The following is a 13,547-nucleotide window of genomic DNA, read 5'->3' as shown; positions in this document are numbered from 1 at the left end:
TGTTTACCCGGGGAGGGGCGCGCCGATCGGTCTCGGCGCAGGGCCTGCTGTCGGCGCCTCGGCGTCGGTAGCGGATGCTCACTGTCCGATGTGAGACGGCGCGTCCGTGTCGTACACGGCGTAGAGCTTGGTGTAGCCCTTCGATTCGAACACGCCCGTCCAGCCCTTGGGCAGGGTGACGGCGTCTCCTGGGCCCGCGTCGACGACCGTGCCGTCGCTTGACGTGAACGTTGCGCCACCGCTGAGGAAGACCAGCAATTCGGTGTACGGATAGCCGGGTGATGAACGGATTTCCTCGCGCACCGGGCCAGACTTGAAGACACCGGTCTGGAATGCCTTGTCGGGCGACGTGAAAGTGGTGACGTCGACCGTGTCATTGCCGTCTTCGTTCTCATGTACGGCGTCGGCACTGTCGAACACCGGACCGGCCAGCGCCTGTTGGTCGACTTTTACGGGGTGGAGCGTTTCGGCGTTTGCGCTGCCGATGCCGATGCCGAAGGCGCAGGAGGCGAGCGCCATGAGCACGACGGCAGCGGTATGTGCCGTCCGAGGGGTACTGCGTTGCGACATGTCGTTGTCTCTGTTGTTATGCATCTGCCCGGCCTTGGCGCCGGGGAACCCGCGAGTGGGGCGCATTGGCCGACGGCGGGCCGGGCGAGAGCATATCAACCGCCTGTGACTTCAGGCAAGGCCCTTGCGCGCGGCGCGCACAGTCCGTGTCGGCCGGCGCGCGCGGCCGGGCGCGGGGCGTGCGGGGCGTGCGCCGAGGCAATAGCCGCCGCCGTACACGGCGCGCAGCACAAATCCGTGTTCGCCACGCAGGCCCAGACGATTGCGCAACAAATAGATGTGCTGCTCGATGCTGCGTGCGGCCGATGCCTCGTCGCTGCGCCAGATCAGGGTGGCGATGCGCGCACGGCTAACGCGCGTGTCCGGCGCGCTGAACATCAGCCACGCGAGAGCGAACTCGCGGGCCGTGAGTTCGACTGCAATGCCATTCATGACCACTGTTTCGCGGCGGCGGTCGAGCTGATACGCGCCGACCTCGATCCAGTCGTCGCTGCGCGCCGCGCCTTCGAGCGCGCCCTCTGACGTCAAAACTGCAAAATTCACTTCATGCTCCCGTTGCCGAACCCGAATCCGGTCGTTCCTGTCTCGGCGTACCCGAAAAAGAGGATGTCGGGAATCGCGTTGTCATTCATAAAACGCTTCAGGGCGCAAAAGGAAACTTGAACAATTTGCATCAGGCTGTTGAGCATCCGGATGACCCGTCAGCAGGCCGGACGGCGGACACCTCGCAACCCATGCCCACGGATGCACGCCCGCTGAACCACGTTCAATGTCGGGCGACGCCGATTTGCGACGGCGCCGGTTTTCCCTCCGCCCGGCTCAGTCTTCGAGCAGTTCGTCCATGCGCTGCCTGGTGTATTCGACGAACGCCTGCGCGAGCCGCGAGGGCGGATGCTGCGTGGAGGTGACCAGCGAAAAGCCTGACATGACGACGGGCTCAAAGGGTTTCACGACCACGCGCCCCGCGGCATACCGGGCCGTGACCTGATCGATGATCGCCACCCCGGCGCCGTGCTGCACCAGCACGCAGATCGCCGCCGAGAGTTGCGACTCCGCACTCATCACGCGGTCGATCTGACGTTCGGCGAAGAGCCGGTCGATGTACATCCGGTTATCGAACTCCTTCGGATACGAGATGAACGATTCGTCGCGCAGGTCTTCGGGACGAATCACGTCGCGATCCGCCAGCCGGTGTCCGATGGGCAGGATGCAGCGCATCGGCGCACGGTGCAGGGTCTGCACATTTACGCCCGCATGGGTGAGCGGGTGGGCGATGAAGCCCACGTCGCAGCGTCTGCCCACGACCATGTCGACCACAATGCTCGACGCGTGAATCAGCAGCGTCGTGCTGACCCCCGGATGCTCCCGCATGAAGCCGGTGAGCGTGGTCGGCAAGAACTCCAGCGCCAGCGCCGGCGCGCCGGCAATGTGGAGCGAGCCGCGCCGCAGCGATTTGATCTGCTCGGCGGTCTGCGCAATGCGGTCGATGCCGGCGAACGAGCGTTCGACTTCCTCGAACAACACCATCGCTTCGGGCGTGGGGTTGAGGCGACCGTTGCTCCGGTCGAATAAGGAAAACCCTACGTCGGCCTCCAGATCGTTGATGAGCCGGGTGACGGCCGGTTGCGAAATGTGAAGCATGTCGGCTGCGCGAGTGACCGTCTGGCGCAGGATCAGCGCCCGAAATGCCTCCAACTGCCGGATCTTCATCGAAGCCTCGCTATCGAGCCCATAACATTTACGTATGGCCGAGTAAAAAAATGTGATTTGACCGTAGGTGTGTCGAAAATGACCCTACGAAAACTACGCAATAGTTTGATTTTTTATCGTAATGCCGGGCCATAACATCACATAACACTGCATCACGCAAGGAGCTTCCCGATGAAGACTGTCGTTCCTCACATGCTTCGCAAACTGGGCCGTGCCGCCGCGATTTCCATGGCGGCCGGGCTGACCTTTGGCGCGGGCGCTGCGCACGCCGACACTACGCTGTACGTCGGCGCGTATGGCGGCTCGTTCGAGCAGATGCTCAAGAAGGACGTGATTCCCGGCTTCGAGCGAGCCAACCCGGGCACCAAGGTCGTGATCGTGCCGGGCGACTCGACGACGACGCTCGCGAAGCTCCAGGCGCAAAAAGGCAAAGCGGGCATGGACGTGGTCTTCCTCGACGATGGTCCGATGTATCAGGCCATTCAGATGGGCTTTTGCGGCAAGCTTGCCGACGCACCGGTCTATCAGGATCTCTACGACATCGCGAAATTCAAGAACGGCAATGCCGTGGCCGCCGGCCTGATCGCCACCGGTATCGCCTACAACACCCGTCTGTTCCAGGCCAAAGGCTGGCCGGCGCCCACCTCGTGGAAGGAACTGTCCGACCCGAAGTACAAGGGCAAGCTGGTGATGCCGAGCATCAAGAACACGTACGGCCTGCACGCATTGCTCGTCGAGTCGAAGCTTAACGGCGGGTCCGACGCCAACATCGATCCGGGCTTCAAGGAGATGGAGAAGATCGCACCGAACGTGCTGTCGTTCGACCCCTCGCCGGGCAAGATCGCCGAGCTGTTCCAGGCCGACGAAGTGGCGCTCGCCGTGTGGGGCAATGGCCGCGTGCAGGCGCTGCGCCAGCAGGGCATTCCGGTCGAATTCGTCTATCCCAGGGAAGGCGCGGTCGCGCTCGGCATGGGCATGTGCGCCGTCGACAAGTCTGCCAACGACGCGCTCGCGCAAAAATTCATCCAGATGATTCTCTCGCCGCAGACGCAGGCCGTGCTCGCGGAGAGCCAGGGCGTTGCGCCGTCCAACAAGAAGGCGCAACTGTCGCTGGCCGTGGCCGCGCGCGTGCCGTCGCCCGCGCAGATCGACAAGCTCGTGCGCGTCGACTGGGATGTCGTGAACGCGAAGCGCGCCGAATGGACGCAGCGCTGGAATCGTCAGATCGAGCGCTAAGTCGATGCCGGCGTTGTGTACCGGCGTTATGACACGCGCCGGTATCGCCGCCGTTCAGTCCGAAGTCGAGCAGCAAGGAGATCACAAGCGTCATGAGCACCAGCACCCCATATCTACGCGTCGAACAACTCGGAAAGCGCTTCGGAGACACCGTCGCCGTCGAGGGCGTCGACCTCTCGATTGCACAGGGCGAGTTCATCTCCCTGCTCGGCCCGTCCGGTTGCGGCAAGACCACGACGTTGCAGATGATTGCCGGTTTCGTCACCCCGACGTCCGGCCGGATTCTGCTCGAAGGCCGCGACCTGACGCCGGTGCCGCCGGAAAAGCGCGGGCTCGGCATCGTCTTTCAGAGCTACGCGTTGTTCCCGCACATGACTGTGGCGCAGAACGTCGCGTTCGGTCTGGATATGCGCCGCGTCGATCCCGGCGAGAAACAACGCCGTGTGAAAGACGCGCTGGAACTGGTGCATCTCGGTCAGCATGCGCAACGCTTCCCGCGCGAGCTCTCGGGCGGTCAGCGTCAACGCGTGGCGCTCGCCCGCGCCATGGTTATAGCACCGCCCGTGCTGCTGCTCGACGAGCCGCTCTCCAACCTCGACGCCAAGCTGCGCGAACAGATGCAGGACGAACTGCGCGCCATTCAGCGCAAGGTCGGCACGACGACGATCATGGTCACGCACGATCAGGCCGAAGCGCTCGCGATCAGCGACCGTGTGGTCCTGCTCAATGCCGGACGGGTGGTGCGCATCGATACCCCGCATGAAGTGTACGAAGACCCGCGCGCCACGTTTGCCGCGAACTTCATCGGGCAGACCAATCTCATCACCGGTCAGCTCGACGTGCGCGGTGGCGTGGCGCTGCTCGAAGTGCAGGGACTGCGGCTCGTGGTGTCGCCCGCGCAGGCCGGGCTCGCATCGACGCAGGCGGCCAACGCCGCCGTCACCTTCTGCCTGCGCCCCGAGCGCATTCGCCTCACCTCGGCCACGACCGGGCGCGTGGCAGGCCGGGTGGCGCAACGCAGTTTTCACGGCAATCACTGGATGCTGACGGTCTGCACGGCATTGGGCGACTTGCGGGTGCTGGTGTCGAACGACGGCGTGGTCGCCGCCAACGATGGCGACGCGGTCGGGCTCGATTGGGCCGACGACGCGCTGCGTCTGGTTCAGGAGAGCGCATGAACGCCGCGACATCCACGCCACCGGGCGTGTCGCCCGCGCCGTCGCCCAAGCAAACGTCCGTGCTGTCGCCGGAAGTTGCCGGCCAGCGGCGCGCGGCCTGGACGCTCGTTCTGCCGGCAACGCTGTATTTCCTCGTGTTGCTTGCCGTGCCGCTCGTGCTCACGTTCGTGCTGAGCCTGCACGATTTCGACCCCAACTCGGGCGGCATCTTGCCGACGGTGTCGTTGCGGCATTATCTGGACATCGTCAGCGACAGCTATTTCTACGAGATTTTCCTGCGCACGTTGCTGCTGTCGATCGGTGTGACGTTGCTGTGCGTGCTTGTCGGCGTACCGGAGGCGATCTTCCTGTTTCGCATGCGTGACCCGTGGCGTTCGCTGTGTCTGGTGCTCGTGCTCGGTCCGCTGCTCATTTCGGTGGTCGTGCGCACGCTGGGCTGGTCGATCCTGCTCGGCCGCGAGGGGCTCGTGAATGCGGTGCTCACGCGGCTCGGCCTGATCGATCATCCGTTGCAGATGCTGTTCACGATGGGGGCCGTCACGGTGGCGCTGGTGCACGTGCTCGTACCGCTGATGGTGCTCTCGGTGTGGACCTCGCTCACCCGACTCGACCCGGCCGTAGCGCACGCCGCGCGCTCGCTCGGTGCGGGGCGCGCCACGGTGATGTGGCGTGTGGTGTTGCCGCAAATCACGCCGGGCATTCTGTCGGGCAGCCTGATCGTGTTTGCGCTGACGGCGAGCGCCTTCGCCACGCCGGCACTGATCGGCGGGCGTCGCCTGAAGGTCGTGGCGACCACCGCGTACGACGAATTCCTCGGTACGCTGAACTGGCCGCTGGGCGCCGCCATCGCGATTGTGCTGCTCGTCGTCAACGTGCTCATCATCAGCGGGTATAACCGCGCCCTCGAGAAGCGCTTCACGCGCCGTCTCGGCTGACGGGAGACGATCACATGACTTCGCAAGACTCCCGGTACGATCGCAACGGCTTCGGCGCACTCGCGTTTCACGCGGTGTTCCTCGTCTTCATTCTCGCGCCGCTGGTGGTCGTGTGTCTGGTGGCGTTCACACCCGACAACTTCCTCTCGATTCCGACGCAGCGCTTCTCCCTGCGCTGGTTCCGCTCGCTCATGGGCGACGAGGACTTCCAGTCGGCCTTGCGCACGAGTTTGTGGCTCGGCGTGATGTCGGCCACCGTCTCGACGGCGTTGGCCGTGCCCACCGCAATGGGACTCGCGCGCTACCGTTTTCCGGGGCGCGATGCGGTCAACGCGTTTCTGCTCTCGCCGCTGATGATCCCGCCGGTGGTGCTGGGCATTGCGTTCTTGCGGCTGTTCACATTGCTCGACATGGGCGGCTCGTTCGAGAGCCTCGTGGCGTGCCACGCGCTGCTGATCTTCCCGTATGCGCTGCGGCTCATCATGGCGGCGCTCGTCGGGCAGGCGGACGAGGGCGAGCGTGCGGCGCGCTCACTGGGCGCCGGGCGCTGGACGACGTTTCGCCGTATCACGTTGCCTGCCATCTTGCCGGGGGTGGCGGGTGGCTGGGTGCTGGCGTTCATCAACAGTTTCGACGAGCTGACCGCGACGATCTTCGTCACCTCGCCCGAGACGATCACGCTGCCGGTGCGCATCTACATGAACATGAGCGAGACGGTCGACCCCAGCGTGGCGGCGATTTCGACGCTGCTCATCGGGCTGACGCTGGCCGTGATGCTGGTGCTCGATCGCATCTACGGATTGAACAAGGTTCTGGTTGGAAATCACTAAAACATGCAAAAGACATACGATATCGCCGTGATCGGCGGTGGCCTCGTCGGCATGGCGATCGCCTACGGGCTTGCCAAGCGCGGACAACGCGTCGTCGTTTGCGATGGCGAGGACAACTCGCTGCGTGCCGCTCGCGGCAACTTCGGGTTGGTCTGGGTGCAGGGCAAGGGAGGTACCTGCACCGACTATGCGCGCTGGTCGCTGCACTCTGCGAACACGTGGCAGCGCCTGGCCGACGAGTTGCTCGCACGCACCGGCGTGAATGTCGGCTTTCAACGGCCGGGCGGATTCAACATTGCGCAGACGGCCGATGAACTCGCCGTCAAGGTCGAGAGCATGCGCAAGCTCAAGGAGGCCGAGCCCGCGCTGGTCTACGAAGTGCTCGACCATGCAGCGCTCGCGCAGCGCTTGCCGGCCATCGGTCCCGAGGTGTACGGCGGCATCTATTCGCCCAACGACGGTCACGTCAGCCCGCTGTACACGCTGCGCGCATTGTTTGCGGCGTTCGAGCAGGCGGGGGGCGAGTATGCGCCGAATCTTCGCGTGACCGACATTCGCCATCTGGGCAATGCGTTTCGCGTGAGTATGGGCGACATGTCGTTCGAGGCCGGCCGCGTGGTGCTGGCCGCCGGTCTGGGCAATCGCGATCTCGCGCCGATGGTGGGACTCGATGCGCCGGTCAAGCCGTTGCGCGGCCAGATCGTGGTGACGGAGCGCGTCAGGCCGTTCCTCGATTACCCAACGATATACGTACGTCAGACCGTCGAAGGGTCGGTCATGCTCGGCGATTCGGCCGAAGATGTGGGCTTCAACGACGGCGTCACGCCCGATGTACTCGCGGACATTGCGCGCCGCGGCATCGCGCCATTCCCGATTCTCAAAAACGTGCGTGTGGTGCGCGCCTGGGGCGCGTTGCGCGTCATGACGGCTGACGGCCTGCCGATCTACGAGGAGTCGCAAGCCTGTCCCGGCGCATTCCTCGCGACCTGCCACAGCGGCGTAACGCTTGCCGCCGCGCATTGTGAAACCATCGCGCCGTGGATTCTCGGCGCCGAACGCCCCGCGCTTCTGGATCATTTCTATGCCAAACGTTTCGCTGCTTAAGTCGCTGGCGCGCAAGGATGGCGCGACGGTGCGGATGTTTATCGAGGGAGCGCCGGTCGATGTGCCGGCGGAGATGAATGTGGCCGCAGCACTGCTGTTCGCGGGCGTGACGGCATGCCGCACGACGCCCGTGACGGGCAGTGATCGCGCGCCGTTCTGCATGATGGGCGTGTGCTTCGATTGCCTGGTGGAGATCGATGGCGCGCCGAACCGGCAGGGGTGCATGACGCCCGTGCGCGAGGGAATGCAGGTGCGCCGAATGGACGGTGCAAGGAGCGTGGCATGAGCACGAAGCGCGTGGATTTGTTGATCGTCGGCGCCGGTCCTGCGGGGCTTGCGGCGGCGCTCGAAGCGAAGCGACATGGGCTGACGCCGCTCGTCGTGGATGAGAACGTGCTGCCCGGCGGGCAGATTTATCGCAGCGTCAGCCGCTCGCCGCTGGCCGATCCGGGCGTGCTCGGGCCGGACTACCTGCGCGGGCGCGCGCTGGTGGATGGCTTCACCGAGGCCAACGTCGACTATTGGCCACAAACGCTGGCGTGGCAGATCGGTACGGACAGACGTGTCTGCGTGACCCGGCAAGGGGGGCAGGGGGCGGGCGGCACCTTGCAACTCGAAGCCGGTGCCATTGTGCTCGCAGGCGGGGCGCAGGAGCGTCCGTTCCCGATTCCGGGCTGGACGCTGCCCGGCGTCATGGGCGTGGGGGCGGCGCAGACGCTGCTCAAGGCCTCTGCACTGGTGCCGGATACGCCGGCCGTGCTTGCCGGCTGCGGACCGTTGCTCTACCTGTTCGCATGGCAGCTCATCAACGCCGGGGTGCCGGTGCGTGCCATTCTCGACACGGCAGAACCGGGCGCCCGTCGCGATGCGTTGCGCCACGCGGGTGGGGCGCTGCGCGCACCGTCCTATCTGCTCAAGGGCTTCAGGCTGCTGCGTGCGATTCGTGCGGCGGGCGTGCAACACGTGAAGCATGTCTCGTCATTGCGGGTGCTCGGCAAGACGCAGGCGCAAGCTATCGAGTATGTGGCGCAGGGCAAGACACAGCGTATCGACACGGCGCTGGTGCTCTTGCATCAGGGGGTGATTCCAAACACGCAGGTCACGCGCTCGATCGGGTGCGATCACGTGTGGGACGACGCGCAGTTGTGCTGGCGTCCGAAGACCGATAGCTGGGGCGAAACGAGCGTGCCGGGCATTTTCGTGGCCGGCGACGGCGCCGGTATCGGCGGTGCGCTAGCCGCAGAGCCGTCCGGGCGCCTCGCCGCCGTGCAGGCCGCGGTGGCGCTTGGGAAGATCGATGTCGCGCGGCGCGATTCGCGCGCGCTGTCGCTGCGTCGAGAACTGGCCTCGCACACTTCGATTCGTCCGTTTCTCGATGCGCTTTACCGTCCGGCCGACGGTTTTCGTGCGCCGGCCGACGACAGCACCATCGTGTGCCGTTGCGAGGAAGTCACGGCAGGCGACGTGCGTCGCATGGCCGAGCTCGGCTGCATCGGACCGAACCAGACGAAGAGCTTTTCGCGTTGCGGCATGGGGCCGTGTCAGGGCCGCTTTTGCGGCATGACGGTCGCGGAACTGCTCGCGCAGGCGCAGGGATGCCCGGTGCCGGAAGTGGGCTACTACCGCATTCGTCCGCCGATCAAACCGGTCACGCTGGGCGAACTCGCGTCGGCCATCGAGGCGCCCGAATTTCTGAGTGAACGCGCAGGTTTCCCCAAGTAGGTGAGACGGTCCGGGACTCTCATCTACTCTTTTTTATTCCCTTTGGAGACGTGGTAATGAACGATATTCAACGTCATCACACGAATGCTCGGATGAGCCGTGTTGTGGTGCATAACGGAACGGTCTATATCGGCGGCCAGACGGCCGACGACCGCAGCCAGGACATCACTGGGCAGACGCAGCAAGTGCTGGCGAAGATCGACGGGTATCTCAAGGATGCCGGTATCGACAAGTCGCGTCTGCTCTCGGCACAGGTCTGGCTCAAGGACATCGAATCGGATTTCGCCGGCATGAACGCCGTGTGGGATGCCTGGACGAGCCCGGGCAACACGCCCACCCGCGCGACCGTGGAGTCGCGACTGGCCGCGCCGGACTTGCTCGTCGAAATCGCCGTCATTGCTGCGGCAAAGTAACCGGCGACGGTTGCGTCGTCAGAGGATGGCAGGCAAGGCCCTGAGCCCGCAAATGATCGCGGGCTCTTTCTTTTCCGCGTACGACGGTGAGCGGGAGGCAAGCTTGTAGGAATCGGTCCGGATTCAGACGGTGTCTTCGCAGGTGCCGCTGATCCAAGGCGTGAGCGCCTGACGGGCGTCCTGCATCATGAAGTTCACGAGCGTGGTCGACACGCCCAGCGACTGGGCGATTTCGCGCTGCGTGCAGTCCTGGAAGTAATACATTTCGAAGACCGTGCGGGTGCGCTCGGGCAACGTCTTGAGCCGGTCGAGCATGCCGCCGATCATCTGGCGCGCGGTCACCTGAGCTTCGGGCGACGCCGTGCGATCGGGCATGTCGATGGCCTCGTCCTCCACCGTGAACACCCGGTTCTCGATCTGCTGACGGCGATAACCGTCCAGCGCGAGATTGCGCACCACCTGCATCACATAACTGGCCGGATGCCGAACCTGGCATGTGCTGCGTGCGTCACACAACTTGATGTAAGCGTCCTGCACCACGTCTTCAGCGCGACACGGACACCCGAGAATGCGCATCGCCAGGCCGACCAGCGCGCGTCGGTGAGTCACGAAGACCTGACCGACGACACCGTCCTGCGTGTCGTCGCCCGCAGGCGTCCAGCCGGGACACCCGGCGTAACCTAACTGCTCGCTCATGCTTTTTGCCTCCGGATCGGCATCTAACGCACGGCTGTGCGGCAAAGCGTCGCGTCGTCACTTTGGCGCCACACTGGCGTGCCCGGACGGGCGCCGTCGCAGCCGATGACAAAGTGACGGACGAACGCCGCCGGGAATGACGCCCATGGCGCATTCCGACACAACAGTGCAGGGAGAAAAGACAGGACTGCAGAACTTCTGGTGCTTCGACCGTGCGGGCGCGCCGCCCGGCGCCGGGCCGGTGCGCCTATTAATTTCCGCAGGTCGCGCAGCAAATTTGTCGTAAACAATAGTGAAAATGAGAATGGTTTGCAATTAATATTTTGATATGCGATTCGTCTAACGATTGATGCGCCTTTCATTTCGTTATGCCAACGAGCCTTGCTTTGCAATTCGTCAACGTCGATGACGGCTTCCGGAATCCGGCGCGCGTGCTCGCCCGCTTGTCGTCGGACGAGCATCTCCGTATGGCCCGCTTTCACAAGGAAGCGGACCGGGCTCGCTTTGCAGTCGTGCGGGCATCGCTGCGCGACGCGCTCGGCAAGGCGCTGGCGGCGCCCCCGGGCGATGTGGCGTTCGAGGTCGATGCCAATGGCCGCCCGCGTCTGGCGGGGGGCGGCCCGCCGGACTTCAATGTCAGCCACGCCGGGCAATGGGGGCTGCTCGCGCATTCACCGGACGTGCGCGTGGGGGTCGACATCGAGCGGCTGGATGCCGTGGCCGACCCGCGCATCCTGTGGGGTGTGTGTTTGCACCCGGAAGAACAGCGCGCAATGCTGATGCGCAGCTTGCGGCTCGCGGGACAGGGCGGCGGCACACAAGCCGTCTTCCACTGGATCTGGGCACTCAAGGAAGCGGCGCTCAAGGCGCTGGGCAGCGGCGTGCAAGACCATCTGACGGCGCTGAGTCTGGATGTGGACGCCGTGGCGTCCGCGGCGAGCGCCGTCAACGGCAAGTTCCACGACATGTTCTGCGCGGCGCCCGTGGGACAGCCCATCGCGTGGCGGGCCGACGAGCCGGGACTCGCGCAGGCGTTGCATGCGATGGAGTTGCGCCTGCTGCCCGCGCCGCCGGGGTATGCCGCCGCATTGGCATGGTTGCCCGAAGGGTAAATTGCGTCGCGGCTGGACCGTCTGTCAGCCAGAGGAGGGCGCAGATCGCGCTGTCCGGACGTCACAACGCTTACAGGAGTGATCGATGAGTTTCGACGACGAGAATGGCGTGTTCCGAGTGGTCATCAACGACGAAGCGCAATACGCCATCTGGCCGGATTATCGGCCGGTGCCTGCCGGTTGGCGCGAAGTCGGCGTGAGCGGCAACAAGGCGACGTGCCTGGCGCATATCGAAACGGTGTGGACCGACATGCGCCCGCGTAGCTTGCGCGAGCATTTGGCCAGGCAGGGTGACGGGCGCAATGGCGTTTGAGGCTTGCCGCCTGCTGTGTCTGCCCTGCGCGGGAGGAAGTGCGACGGCGTACGCCCGCTGGGCGCAGGTCGCGCCGTCTTGGCTCGCGGTGCGACCGGTCGAATTGCCGGGGCGCGGCACGCGCCATCACGAACCGCTGCAACGTGACCCGCACGTGCTGGCGGACCAGTTGGCCGAGGAGTGTTTGCGCCAGCATATCGCGCATCGCGGGGCGGGCTCGCGCTTTGCGTTGTTTGGCCATAGCCTCGGAGGGCTGCTGGCCTTCGAGATCGCGCATCGCCTGCATGCGCGCGGTCATGCGCCGGCGGCGTTGTTCGTGGCGGCGAGCCGTCCGCCCGCCACGCGCGACGACAGCCGATATGCGGCGCTGGTCGACGATGCCGACGTGCTTGCCGAAATGCGTGCGCTGGGCGGCACGCCGCAAGCGCTGCTTGCCGAGCCGGAGCTGATGGCGATGGTGTTGCCCGTCATCAAGGCGGATTTTCAGCTATGCGGTCATTACCGGCGTCCTTCGCCCGAGATGCGCGGGCCGCTGAGCGTGCCCATCCACGCGCTGGCCGGACGCCGCGACAGTTTCCCCCCGGAAGTGCTCGACGACTGGCGATGCGAGACACGCAGCAGCTACACCCGCACCGATTTCGACGGCGACCATTTCTTCGTTCGCGACGACCCCGCGTATCTGCTGGCGGTAATCGCCGGTACGCTCGCGCCCGCCATCCATGCGTCGCGCGCGCTTGCGGCGGCCCAATGAGCGAGCGTGCAAACCCATTGCGTTGGCCGGACGCCGCGCATTTCGACCTCGCGGCCAGTTTGCCGGCGGCCGTGCGGGGCGATCTCGGGCCGTTGTGTGCCGGTCTGGTGTTCGGCGGGCACGACCCGGAGGACGCGGACGATAGGCTTCGCAGCGGGGAGACGACGATCGGTCTGACCGACCTCGGCGCGCATGTGCCCGCGCTGTTCGACGGCGTGCGCCGCATCGTTCCCGGCGTGGAGCCGCGTGCGCTCATGTCGCAGTGGAGCAAGTTCTACTTTCGTGCGATTGCCCCGGGCGCGCTGGCGATCACTATCGTGCACGGGCGGACGCTGACGCTCGATCCGGCGACCTGTGCCATTGTGCTGCGAGGGGGGTTGCCGCTCAGGGTGCGCTTTGCGTCGAACAGTTGGGTACCGCCTTCGCCCGGCGACGATGCGTCAGACGTGCCGTCGGCGTCCGCGCGTTTCGCATCGCTGATTCACGTTCATCTCCCGGCAGCGATTTCCGCCATGCACCGTGCCTCGGGGGTATCTCAGCGGGTGCTCTGGAGCAATGCGGGAAACCTGCTGGAGTTCATCGTCGCGCAGATGCGCAAGGTGCCGTCGCTGGCCGCGCGCGCCTCGGACGATTACACGTGGCTCTTCGATGGCGACGCCGGGTTCGGCCAGACGGCCGACAACCCCCTGTATCGTACGGTGCGCTACGTGACGCCGCCTTCTGCCGCCATACCCGCGCCGATGCGCGCGCGGCGCGTATGCTGCTTGCGTTATCAACTGGCGGGCAAGGGCACCCGATGCGACGAGGCGTTGCTGTGCGGGTCCTGTCCGTTGATCCTGACGATGACGCCGCAGCAGCTCCAGCGTCAATTGTCGATGCAAGCCGGCGGCGCGCCGCAGTAGGCCGGCGCGTCGGCGCGTGGGCGTGTAGGTGTGTAGGCGTGTAGGCGTGGCATGGCCCGGACGGGAACGGCACCG

The 13,547-nt window shown here is 65.2% G+C and carries 16 protein-coding genes; 12 read left to right on the top strand and 4 right to left on the bottom strand.

The genetic code is table 11. The features are described 5' to 3' along the window. Window positions 1-78 precede the first annotated feature (78 nt). The 3 genes from UC34_RS15600 to UC34_RS15590 form a co-directional block, all read right to left on the bottom strand. A complete protein-coding gene (locus tag UC34_RS15600) occupies window positions 79-570 on the bottom strand; it encodes a cupin domain-containing protein (protein WP_084071020.1) in 492 nt (163 codons plus the stop codon). A gap of 111 nt (window positions 571-681) precedes the next feature. Next, on the bottom strand, window positions 682-1,113 hold the full coding sequence (locus UC34_RS15595) for a winged helix-turn-helix domain-containing protein (RefSeq protein WP_052811086.1): 432 nt from the start codon (window positions 1,111-1,113) through the stop codon (window positions 682-684). Window positions 1,114-1,389: 276 nt separating this feature from the next. Then, on the bottom strand, window positions 1,390-2,280 hold the full coding sequence (locus UC34_RS15590; RefSeq protein WP_044456258.1) for a LysR substrate-binding domain-containing protein: 891 nt from the start codon (window positions 2,278-2,280) through the stop codon (window positions 1,390-1,392). Between the two features lie 171 nt (window positions 2,281-2,451). Between UC34_RS15590 and UC34_RS15585 the strand changes: the two genes are divergently transcribed. The 8 genes from UC34_RS15585 (at window position 2,452) to UC34_RS15550 (ending at window position 9,698) form a co-directional block, all read left to right on the top strand. Further along, window positions 2,452-3,516, top strand: a complete 1,065-nt coding sequence (locus tag UC34_RS15585; RefSeq protein WP_072617487.1) for an ABC transporter substrate-binding protein — start codon at window positions 2,452-2,454, stop codon at window positions 3,514-3,516. A gap of 92 nt (window positions 3,517-3,608) precedes the next feature. After that, a complete protein-coding gene (locus UC34_RS15580) occupies window positions 3,609-4,694 on the top strand; it encodes an ABC transporter ATP-binding protein (protein ID WP_044456257.1) in 1,086 nt (361 codons plus the stop codon). Continuing rightward, complete coding sequence (locus tag UC34_RS15575) at window positions 4,691-5,629, top strand: ABC transporter permease (RefSeq protein ID WP_084070703.1); 939 nt, start codon at window positions 4,691-4,693, stop codon at window positions 5,627-5,629. The genes UC34_RS15580 and UC34_RS15575 overlap by 4 nt, the downstream gene beginning before the upstream one ends. A gap of 14 nt (window positions 5,630-5,643) precedes the next feature. Then, on the top strand, window positions 5,644-6,459 hold the full coding sequence (locus tag UC34_RS15570; RefSeq protein ID WP_044456256.1) for an ABC transporter permease: 816 nt from the start codon (window positions 5,644-5,646) through the stop codon (window positions 6,457-6,459). Window positions 6,460-6,462: 3 nt separating this feature from the next. Then, the gene (locus UC34_RS15565) at window positions 6,463-7,563 is read left to right on the top strand and encodes an NAD(P)/FAD-dependent oxidoreductase (protein ID WP_044456255.1); all 1,101 of its coding nucleotides are present in this window, start codon (window positions 6,463-6,465) and stop codon (window positions 7,561-7,563) included. Further along, a complete protein-coding gene (locus tag UC34_RS15560) occupies window positions 7,541-7,849 on the top strand; it encodes a (2Fe-2S)-binding protein (RefSeq protein ID WP_044456254.1) in 309 nt (102 codons plus the stop codon). The genes UC34_RS15565 and UC34_RS15560 overlap by 23 nt, the downstream gene beginning before the upstream one ends. Further along, complete coding sequence (locus UC34_RS15555; protein ID WP_044456253.1) at window positions 7,846-9,285, top strand: FAD/NAD(P)-dependent oxidoreductase; 1,440 nt, start codon at window positions 7,846-7,848, stop codon at window positions 9,283-9,285. The genes UC34_RS15560 and UC34_RS15555 overlap by 4 nt, the downstream gene beginning before the upstream one ends. Window positions 9,286-9,341: 56 nt before the next feature. Continuing rightward, window positions 9,342-9,698 (top strand): RidA family protein, encoded by a 357-nt coding sequence (locus tag UC34_RS15550; protein WP_044456252.1) that lies wholly within the window; start codon window positions 9,342-9,344, stop codon window positions 9,696-9,698. Between the two features lie 123 nt (window positions 9,699-9,821). On the opposite strand, the gene panA is transcribed toward UC34_RS15550, so the two are convergent. Then, window positions 9,822-10,394, bottom strand: coding sequence for a pandorabactin biosynthesis sigma factor PanA (gene panA / locus UC34_RS15545; protein WP_084070702.1), 573 nt, complete (start codon window positions 10,392-10,394; stop codon window positions 9,822-9,824). A 386-nt stretch (window positions 10,395-10,780) separates the two neighbouring features. Here panA and UC34_RS15540 point away from each other — a divergent pair, with 386 nt between their 5' ends. From UC34_RS15540 to fhuF, 4 genes are all read left to right on the top strand, one after another. Next, the gene (locus UC34_RS15540) at window positions 10,781-11,506 is read left to right on the top strand and encodes a 4'-phosphopantetheinyl transferase family protein (RefSeq protein WP_052811085.1); all 726 of its coding nucleotides are present in this window, start codon (window positions 10,781-10,783) and stop codon (window positions 11,504-11,506) included. 85 nt (window positions 11,507-11,591) lie between these two features. After that, window positions 11,592-11,819 (top strand): pandorabactin biosynthesis protein PanC, encoded by a 228-nt coding sequence (gene panC, locus UC34_RS15535; protein ID WP_044456251.1) that lies wholly within the window; start codon window positions 11,592-11,594, stop codon window positions 11,817-11,819. Beyond that, window positions 11,809-12,570, top strand: coding sequence for a thioesterase II family protein (locus UC34_RS15530; RefSeq protein ID WP_044456250.1), 762 nt, complete (start codon window positions 11,809-11,811; stop codon window positions 12,568-12,570). Before panC ends, UC34_RS15530 begins: the two co-directional genes overlap by 11 nt. Beyond that, window positions 12,567-13,472 (top strand): siderophore-iron reductase FhuF, encoded by a 906-nt coding sequence (gene fhuF / locus UC34_RS15525; RefSeq protein WP_052811084.1) that lies wholly within the window; start codon window positions 12,567-12,569, stop codon window positions 13,470-13,472. The genes UC34_RS15530 and fhuF overlap by 4 nt, the downstream gene beginning before the upstream one ends. Window positions 13,473-13,547 lie beyond the last annotated feature (75 nt).

It is taken from the genome of Pandoraea vervacti (assembly GCF_000934605.2).
Lineage (GTDB): Bacteria > Pseudomonadota > Gammaproteobacteria > Burkholderiales > Burkholderiaceae > Pandoraea > Pandoraea vervacti.
This window is presented reverse-complemented; position numbering and strand designations above follow the sequence as displayed.

Excerpts from the sequence above, each read along its gene's own strand:
- UC34_RS15560 (WP_044456254.1), top strand. The coding sequence starts at position 7,541 with ATGCCAAACGTTTCGCTGCTTAAGTCGCTGGCGCGCAAGGATGGCGCG.
- panA (WP_084070702.1), bottom strand. The coding sequence starts at position 10,394 with ATGAGCGAGCAGTTAGGTTACGCCGGGTGTCCCGGCTGGACGCCTGCG.
- UC34_RS15570 (WP_044456256.1), top strand. The coding sequence starts at position 5,644 with ATGACTTCGCAAGACTCCCGGTACGATCGCAACGGCTTCGGCGCACTC.
- UC34_RS15550 (WP_044456252.1), top strand. The coding sequence starts at position 9,342 with ATGAACGATATTCAACGTCATCACACGAATGCTCGGATGAGCCGTGTT.
- UC34_RS15590 (WP_044456258.1), bottom strand. The coding sequence starts at position 2,280 with ATGAAGATCCGGCAGTTGGAGGCATTTCGGGCGCTGATCCTGCGCCAG.
- fhuF (WP_052811084.1), top strand. The coding sequence starts at position 12,567 with ATGAGCGAGCGTGCAAACCCATTGCGTTGGCCGGACGCCGCGCATTTC.
- UC34_RS15580 (WP_044456257.1), top strand. The coding sequence starts at position 3,609 with ATGAGCACCAGCACCCCATATCTACGCGTCGAACAACTCGGAAAGCGC.
- UC34_RS15555 (WP_044456253.1), top strand. The coding sequence starts at position 7,846 with ATGAGCACGAAGCGCGTGGATTTGTTGATCGTCGGCGCCGGTCCTGCG.
- UC34_RS15600 (WP_084071020.1), bottom strand. The coding sequence starts at position 570 with ATGTCGCAACGCAGTACCCCTCGGACGGCACATACCGCTGCCGTCGTG.
- panC (WP_044456251.1), top strand. The coding sequence starts at position 11,592 with ATGAGTTTCGACGACGAGAATGGCGTGTTCCGAGTGGTCATCAACGAC.
- UC34_RS15530 (WP_044456250.1), top strand. The coding sequence starts at position 11,809 with ATGGCGTTTGAGGCTTGCCGCCTGCTGTGTCTGCCCTGCGCGGGAGGA.
- UC34_RS15585 (WP_072617487.1), top strand. The coding sequence starts at position 2,452 with ATGAAGACTGTCGTTCCTCACATGCTTCGCAAACTGGGCCGTGCCGCC.
- UC34_RS15565 (WP_044456255.1), top strand. The coding sequence starts at position 6,463 with ATGCAAAAGACATACGATATCGCCGTGATCGGCGGTGGCCTCGTCGGC.
- UC34_RS15575 (WP_084070703.1), top strand. The coding sequence starts at position 4,691 with ATGAACGCCGCGACATCCACGCCACCGGGCGTGTCGCCCGCGCCGTCG.